Consider the following 4,635-nt stretch of genomic DNA (forward strand, 5'->3'; position numbering starts at 1 on the left):
AGAAAAAAACAATAATATTTTTTATACTTTTATAATCACAAAACCGCTCTTTTTAGAACCTGTTTTACTATGCGCAATTTAAACAGGAATGGATGGGTCAAATTCATAGGAATCTCCAATTTACAGGCTTTAACAGTTTTGCAATTGAGACTGTCTCTGTGCAATCTTGTGCGAAATTTAATATCATTTTTGTCAAAATGATATTTAATGTAAAGATCAAAATAGTTTTCCGAGATAGCATAAACTTTTTCAATTATTCCATTTTTTTTAATTCCCTTATTGAGTAGTTCCATATGACTTTTCGAATTTTTATCGATTATAATTTTCGAATTTTTGGGATTGTTATTATCATATTCTACTTTGTAGAACTTACCTTTTTCTGCTCTTACATCTCTTACATAACCAGGCCAGCCTGAATTATCTGGATCACTTGTTTTATGTAATTCACCATTTGCATAAAACTCATAACTAATAGAACCTCCTTTAGATTTATATTTAAAATCTGTGACCTTTCCAAGAGTTATCTTTTTGTTTTCGGATAAATTGTTTTCACTTTCACAAGTGTTATAAAAACCAAATGTAAATAAGATTACTGCTATTATTACTCCACCAAATTTCTTGAGTTTTAATTTTATATCCATTCAATTAAGTAATGTTTTACAACGCCCCATGTATGAGTAGTAGCGTATAAAACCCATCATAGAAGCTATTTAGATGAAAGATACTAAAATGCTCTGACTTTTAGGATAGCAGAAACGAGCTGTTACTTATACATTATGTTATCAGCTTTATTTCGATGAGTCCGTTACATAGATATTAAAGTTGTACCTTTCCATTTGGAATCTTTCAATTCTATATTCTTCGTTTAACGAACTCTCCCTTTAATTGAATCTTGGTGATTCATTTGATGTACGATGTCACCAATTCTAATATTCCCAAGAATTCACATCTCTGGAATCACAGCTTGTTATTTTGATAAGCAGTCCAATTAAGGCACTAATGTATTATGAAGAATTTTGGAGTCATAGGCACTTCTAAAAAAGAAGACGAACGAAGATTGCCTATTCACCCTGAGCACTTACTTAGGCTTCCGTTCGATGTAAGAAAGAATTTAATTTTTGAGAAGGGTTATGGCAAACCATTTAATATAAGCGATAAGGAAATCGAATCTCAATCAGGAGGGACTGCTACAAGAAGTGATCTACTGTCTGAAATTGGTTCTGTCGTTATAGCCAAACCAGTGTTATCAGATTTACAAGAACTGAAGAAAGGAGGTGTTATTTGGGGATATCCACATTGCGCTCAACAGACAGAAATTACTCAATGTGCCATTGATCGAAAATTAACATTGATTGCATTCGAAGATATGTTTGTATGGTCACCTACTGGTATTCGTGGGCGTCATACTTTCTATAAAAATAACGAAATGGCTGGGTATTGTGCAGTGTTACATGCAATGCAATTACGTGGAATTGATGGTCATTATGGCAATCAACGAAAGGTAATCATCTTCAGTTTTGGAGCTGTTAGCAGAGGAGCTATATATGCCTTAAAGGCTCACGGGTTTAGAGACATAACGATTTGTATTCAAAGGCCAGACCATGAAGTCAGAGAAGAAGTATTAGATGTTCATTATGTTCGCATTAAAAAAGGAAAAGAAGGGGAAGCGAGAATGTTAGCCATTGAACATGATGGAACTGTGAGACCCTTGTCCGAGTTAATTAATGAGTCTGAGATCATAGTAAACGGGACTTTTCAAGATCCTAACGACCCGATTGATTTTGTGACTGAAAATGAAAAATCATGTTTCAAAAAAGGTAGTCTAATCATCGATGTTAGCTGTGATGAAGGCATGGGATTCTATTTTGCAAAACCCACTACGTTTAAAAATCCAATGTTTTCTGTTGAAGGAGTTGATTACTATGCGGTAGATCATACACCAAGTTTTTTATGGGAGAGTGCTACTCGATCAATTTCTGCAGCATTGATTGTTTATTTAGAAGATATTTTGGGAGGAAGGGATGTCTGGATGAATAGCAACACAATTAAGGAAGCCATCAATGTGGATAAGGGAATTGTTCAAAAAAAAGAGATTCTAAAATTTCAGAATCGTGAATTAAGCTACCCTCACTCATTCCTATAAGCTTTGCTGACAACGGTTTGTGTATGGTTAGTTACGGAAAATCAGTTAGGATTTTCCGACGTTGAGCTAAGTTAATTAATTCAAGTGAATTCTTGCGAAGGAATTCCGCAGTAATTAATTATACACGTTGTTGTACGCAGTTTTTCATTTATATAAATCTCCGTTCAGGTATTTCAATCCTGAATCGCAAACAACAGTTACAATTGTTTTTCCTTTTCCAATTATTTTTGCTCTTTTTAAAGCAGCCCAAACGTTGGAGCCAGACGTAGTGCCTCCAAAAACTCCTTCAATTCTAGCTAATTTTCTAGCTGTTTCATAGGCATCTTCGTCTTTTACAGAAATTATTTCATCTGCTAAATCCAGTCGGCAAATTTCTGGAATAAATCCAGCTCCCATTCCATCGAGTCTATGAGTTCCTGATGTATCTCCACCAGATAATGTTCTTACATTAAAAGGTTCTATGGGAATACATCTAATTCCAGAGATTTCTTTTTTAAATACTTCCGAATTTCCAGAAAAGCATCCTCCAGTTCCTACTCCCGTTATAAATTCATCAATATTGTTTCCTAAGACATCCATTATTTCATAAGCCATCTTATGATAGGCATTTCGATTGTCAATGTTTTTAAATTGGTCGGTATAAAACGTATTTGGCTGTTTTGCAATTTCTCGAACTCTTTCGAGTGCTTTATCAATAATTCTAGCTGTTATTTTTCCATTTTCACTCGGAATCAGTTCAAGTTTTGCTCCAAATGCTCTCATAGTTTGCAGTTTTTCCTCGGCAAAAGCATCAGATGAAACAAAATGTGCTTTATAACCTTTTGCAGAACATATCATTGCCAAGGAACTACCAGTACTTCCACCTGTATAATCAACTACAGTTCCACCAGATTTCAATTCACCTCTTCTTTCAGCACCTTCAATCATAGCTAGTGCCATTCTATCCTTCATACTTCCAGTAGGGTTTGCTCCCTCAATCTTAACATAAATATCTGCGGAATTAGAATCAGTAAGGTGTCTTAGTTTGACAAGTGGTGTATTTCCTATTCCTTCCATTTTGGTTTTCTCAAATTGCGTACAACGTCTCGTATAAGAAACGTAGGGCAGGTGATAAGCGATACGTTTCGGATTGGTACTAAGCCAAATATAAATATTTTGCTTTTATCATTTTGTCATAAATGCCAAATTTTATATTTGGCGACTTTGTAAATAAACATAGACCTTTCGATCAAGCTCAAAAGACCTATGTTTTCTTATACATTGTTAGCAGCTGCCATTAATTTTCAAAAATTCAAGATATTGATCAACCTGCAAAACATTATTTTCAAGTCCATTTTCTTTTAATATTTTAATCATATCGCCATCGGAAGTGACTAAAATCGTTTTTTGTTCTTTGGTATCTTGAGAAACTAGAAATGAAATTTGATAGTCCCAAAGCCAGTTCCATCTTTTTTTTCTTGATTTTTTTGAATTCATATCAATGTTTTTTCTAATGATCTCACAAAAAATCCATTGAAAAAAGGCAGATGAAATAGGTAATTTTTCTCTTAAAAAATATGCTCTATTTTGAAGTTCTTGGTCATCTAGTTGTATTTCTAATTCCTCTGCAACCAATCTTAAAGACTTTATCGATAAATTGTGTGCATAAGAATCACTTTCAAAATATTGAATTAATTTTCTTTTACGAGTTTTATTGTCAACTTTAGGATGAATTTGTTCCATTCCGTATTTAGCTGCTTCAATTAATCCTAAAATAGTATTAGCAAAACCTTGTTCGTGTTTAGTCAGAATGGTTTTAACAAACTCATAGAAATCTTTAGACATATTTGGCTTTTTATCAAAAGATTTGAATTTTTCAAAAACTTTAGAAAATTTCTTATCCTGCTTTTCGAAATCTATTGGTAAAGCACCAAACATCATTGATGAAATTTTAAAAAATGGCATAGAAGCAATTCTTATCATTTTTTTTTCTTTGTCAAAACAATGATTGGTTAGAAAAGTCAAACCGTTTAGACAGTTTTCATAATTTATTCCATTTTTTCCCTCTACTAAATTCGATGATAATTCCAGATTAACAGTCAAAGCGGAAATAGGTTCGATGTTATTTTCTTTTTCTGCAGTTTTTATTGAGTTAAGTAATTCGGTTATTTCTTTGTGATTTTTATTTAGAACAATTTGGCGATAAGAATTAGTATCGAAAATAACTGTAGTTTTTTCTTTTCCCATCTTTTGTTGTCAAATATAGTTTTGGTTGCTGCTAACGTTTAATGTATGGAATGTGCGTTTTTGTGTGCGAGGATTTTCCGCAGGAAAATCAGCAGCTAACAAAAAAGCACAGACCTTTCGTTTGGCACTAAAATAAGCATTTTCTATAGCATCAATGAAAAAGCAGTAAGTCCAGTATCTTTAAAGTTCACAAAAACAATAAGACATGAAAACTGAACTGACTGCCCAACCAAATTTATACATTGGTATTGATATTCACAAGCGAA

At 33.1% G+C, this 4,635-nt stretch carries 4 protein-coding genes; 1 reads left to right on the plus strand and 3 read right to left on the minus strand.

Translation table 11 applies throughout. The features are described from left to right. Positions 1–35 precede the first annotated feature (35 nt). Positions 36–641, minus strand: coding sequence for a hypothetical protein (locus QBK95_RS22770; protein WP_280936868.1), 606 nt, complete (start codon positions 639–641; stop codon positions 36–38). A gap of 365 nt (positions 642–1,006) precedes the next feature. Here QBK95_RS22770 and QBK95_RS22775 point away from each other — a divergent pair, with 365 nt between their 5' ends. Then, positions 1,007–2,143 (plus strand): N(5)-(carboxyethyl)ornithine synthase, encoded by a 1,137-nt coding sequence (locus tag QBK95_RS22775; protein ID WP_280936869.1) that lies wholly within the window; start codon positions 1,007–1,009, stop codon positions 2,141–2,143. Between the two features lie 144 nt (positions 2,144–2,287). On the opposite strand, the gene QBK95_RS22780 is transcribed toward QBK95_RS22775, so the two are convergent. Beyond that, positions 2,288–3,199, minus strand: a complete 912-nt coding sequence (locus QBK95_RS22780; protein WP_280936870.1) for a PLP-dependent cysteine synthase family protein — start codon at positions 3,197–3,199, stop codon at positions 2,288–2,290. Between the two features lie 207 nt (positions 3,200–3,406). Beyond that, positions 3,407–4,369 (minus strand): hypothetical protein, encoded by a 963-nt coding sequence (locus QBK95_RS22785; RefSeq protein ID WP_280936871.1) that lies wholly within the window; start codon positions 4,367–4,369, stop codon positions 3,407–3,409. Positions 4,370–4,635: the final 266 nt, after the last annotated feature.

It is taken from the genome of Aquimarina mycalae, assembly GCF_029906345.1.
Taxonomy (GTDB): domain Bacteria; phylum Bacteroidota; class Bacteroidia; order Flavobacteriales; family Flavobacteriaceae; genus Aquimarina.